This is a genomic window from Synechococcus sp. R3-13 (genome assembly GCF_047462195.1).
Classification (GTDB): Bacteria; Cyanobacteriota; Cyanobacteriia; order Thermostichales; family Thermostichaceae; genus Thermostichus.
In genome coordinates, this window is record NZ_JANSIO010000462.1 from 1 (window position 1) to 3,384 (window position 3,384).

General features: G+C 58.2%; 2 protein-coding genes and 1 pseudogene. 1 reads left to right on the forward strand and 2 read right to left on the reverse strand.

Annotated features, from left to right (window positions below; translation table 11 throughout):
* Together NW856_RS12980 and NW856_RS12985 are read right to left on the reverse strand one after the other, a co-directional pair.
* Positions 1 to 889 (reverse strand): annotated as a pseudogene (locus tag NW856_RS12980) (hypothetical protein); the annotation flags it as partial.
* A 49-nt stretch (positions 890 to 938) separates the two neighbouring features.
* On the reverse strand, positions 939 to 2,201 hold the full coding sequence (locus NW856_RS12985; protein WP_414400602.1) for a class I SAM-dependent methyltransferase: 1,263 nt from the start codon (positions 2,199 to 2,201) through the stop codon (positions 939 to 941).
* 85 nt (positions 2,202 to 2,286) lie between these two features.
* Between NW856_RS12985 and NW856_RS12990 the strand changes: the two genes are divergently transcribed.
* The gene (locus tag NW856_RS12990; RefSeq protein WP_414400603.1) at positions 2,287 to 3,105 is read left to right on the forward strand and encodes a hypothetical protein; all 819 of its coding nucleotides are present in this window, start codon (positions 2,287 to 2,289) and stop codon (positions 3,103 to 3,105) included.
* Positions 3,106 to 3,384 lie beyond the last annotated feature (279 nt).

A 3,384-nucleotide genomic window follows, 5' to 3' on the forward strand; every position in this document is an offset into this window, starting at 1 on the left:
GTCCCTGCGAGATGAGCAGGCTGCTCTCATCGGGGCTAATGAAAAAATCTCCCCCCACCGCCGTATCCAGCTCTAGACGTTCAAAGGGATCCCGGCTTGTTTTCTGGATCCACAGCTCCGTCTGGACGGCAGCCATGGGATCCCGTTGCAGCGGGATCCGCTCTGCCACCACCAGTTCCCCCGTCGGCGAGACTTGGAAGCGCAGGTTTTGGTAACCCTGATGATCCAGCAGCAACTGCGAAGACTGATCCTCCAGATCCAGCCGGTACAGATCCTGGTGCTGTAGGTTGGTGGCCGTGGCGAAATAGTACACGAAGCGGCCATCAGCACTGGGCTGCATTTGGGTTACCTTGACCCCAGCTGGAGTCAGCAGAGTAGCGGCTCCCGTCTCCAGGTTGAACAGAAACATTCGCCCTCGCTGGGCAGGTTCGGTGCTGATCCCCAGCAACTGCCGATCCGGCGTGCGGAATTCTCCCTCAAAGGGCTGGGCCATGGGCTGGCCCCGTTCATCCACGGCTGCTTGCAGGCGCACCCGGTAGGTCTGGCCGTAAGGGGCTGGTTCTGTCAGCGTCCAAAAAAAGCGGCGACCCAGCTTGCGCATTCGGCCTGGCAGAGGGGGCTGGATCTCCAAATGCTCTTCAACACTGACGGGATCCATCGGGCGGTTGAAGGTGAGCACCATCTGCACTTCTTGCGCCCCCACCCGTTGCTGTTGCCAGTTAAAGTCCCGCACGTAAGGAGCTGTGTGGTTGCCCAACACCACCAGGATCACCCCGATGGCCAGGTTGCAGAGGGTAATCCGGGCAACCCAGCGATCCAGAGGCTGTGGGAACCACCGCGTCAGGGTTGCGCGCCAGTAAGATCCCGACCGGGCAGACATCTGACTCATAGGTTACAAACAACAGACAGGTATGGGCAGCCAGAACTTGGGGAGCTGCCTATTGCAGCATCAAAAAAAGAAAGTCTTCTAGGTTGGTTAGGAAGGTCAGCACCTCAGCGGTTGTTCGTTCTTCATCTGGGGATCCCAACTGGACGGCCTGTTGAATCAGCTCTCGAACCGGCGTTGGCCCTTGGAGCAGTGGCGCCAACCAGCTCACTTTCTCGGCAGGGATGCTGATCCGCCCGTGGGTGGCTCCTGTCCACTGCATTTCGTAGGGCCGCTTCTCTTGCAGGGCTTTGCTGTACTCCTGGCGAAAGCGGGGGTTGTCCATCAACAGGGGATTGAATTGTACGGATCCCGACAGCCAATCTTCGTCACTCCAAGGCAGCACTGGCGAAGAGCCGGCATGCTCCGCCCAAAAGTCGATGAGGCGATGGACAGGGCGAAGGAGTTCATACAGATGCAGCCGCTCCATGATGCTGAGGGTTGCCAACCGCTGCCGCACAAACTCAGGCACCTCTTTAAACAAAGACTCCACCGACCAGTCGGGCCTATCCACCAAGCTCAAAAAGCTCAACCCTGCCTGCTGCAACATGCGAAACAGGTCGGGGATCGTGAACCCCTTGTCGTTGGAGAGTAGGTAATTATTCATAATGGCCGCATCTTCGGCATAGTTGGCCGGGTTCCAGAGCACCGCCTGGGCCACTTCTTCTCGCAGGGATCCCATAAACTCCCGCACATTTTGCGCCCCTACAGCCGGTGGAACGTCAAATTGGCCCACTTTTTGAAAGGCTTCCTGCAAGCGGAAAAACACCTGCCGTTGGCGGCGGCTGTGGAGATTGGCCCGGATGATGCCATCGGGCTTGAGGACATTTTTCATCGCCCGCAGGCCCTCGGTGGGATCCTCCAGCAAATACAAAACATCATTGAGGCTAATGAAATCAAACTGGATCCCCAGACGCTCCAGCTCCAGCAGATTGAGGACATAAAACTCAGCATCTGCGAAGCCGTGGTGGCGCAGGCGTTCCTGGGTGAGCTTCACCGAAGCAGGAGACAGATCACAGGCAACGATCTGGGCCCCTGGATTGGCCTCAGCCATCATCAACGTTTCCCAACCGGAGCCACAGCCGGCATTCAACAACACCTTGCCCTCCGGCGGGACGATAGCATGGGTGCGCAGGTACTGAGCCGTGGTGTAGCTCATCTTAAACATCTCCGGCAAGGCATTGCGAGCCGTCTGCGAGAGGGGCACATTAGGGTAGGGCAGAGCCTCGTAAAGGCTCAAGGCTCGTTCCGAAGCGGAGAGGGCAGAGCTGGCCATAGGCAGGGGAAAGGCTCAACGGTTCAATTTATGATTGAGTGTAGCCCTGGTCGCGACAGCCTCAGGGATCCGCAAAAAACTTGCCATGGCTACTGCTTCCTTGCCCCGTCGTCGCTCTCGCTTCTCCCTGGCAGGCACTCTGGCCGCCGTTGGGGGAGCGTTTCTGTTTGGGATCCTGGTGGTGCGGCTGCAATTGCCGATGCTGCAGCGGATCAATCTGGGAGAATTGGAAAATGCCGAGGCCCGCAAAAACCGCAACATTGCCCTGGCCAATACGCTGGGGTGGCTGGGCTACCGCAACTTGGGGGCTTCCTGGCTGTGGCTGGAGCTGATCCAGTACTACGGGGATGCCCCGGCCCGCGCCCAGACTGGCTATGGCCTGGCCTACGACTACTTCGACCACATGCTGCGGCTGGATCCCCGTTTCCTCTTGGGCTACCGGCTCTCTAGTTTGGTGTTGGCCTATCGGGCCGGCCAGCCGGAAAAAGCCGTCGAGATTTTGGATCGCGGCCTGCAGCAGTTCAACCCCCAAAACAACCCTGACGCCTGGCGACTTTATGTGGATCGCGCCCTACTTAACTTTATGTTTCTGAGGGATGCGGAAGCGGGCCGCAATGACTACTACCAAGCCGCTGCCTGGCGAGAGCAGGTGGGCCTGCCTGGAGATGAATTTCGCCAGTTGGGGGATAACATTGCCCGCAGCCCCCTCAGCCGCCGTTCCCAATTCGATGTTTGGCTGAGCGTGTTTAACTCCACCACCGACCGGGATACCCGCCTGTACGTCCTGGAACAACTGGTCCAGTTGGGTACGGTGCTGCAAACGCTGCCTACGGGGGAGATCGAGATCCTGCCCCCTCCTCTGCCCGACTTCCCCGACGAAGAACCCTATCGCTTGCGCCTGTGATTTGATCCGGGGGACAAAGATTGCGCCTTAGGGCTGTGACGTTGCCCCAAAAGGTGAGCTAAACTCTAACCCAAATTAAGCCAACCCAACGGGCCGACTCTTCAAGAGCCGCAGCTTTCCGCTGGAAAAGTTTGCCTCTCTCACGTGGAGAGTAGCTGGCCCTGCTGACTTTGCAATGAGAAATTGCAATGCGAAAACAGTGGCCAGCCCCGTAGCAAGTCCTGGAGACGGTCTGGGGTTCCGGTTGGTTCCCGAAACTTCCCTATCTTATTATTTCTT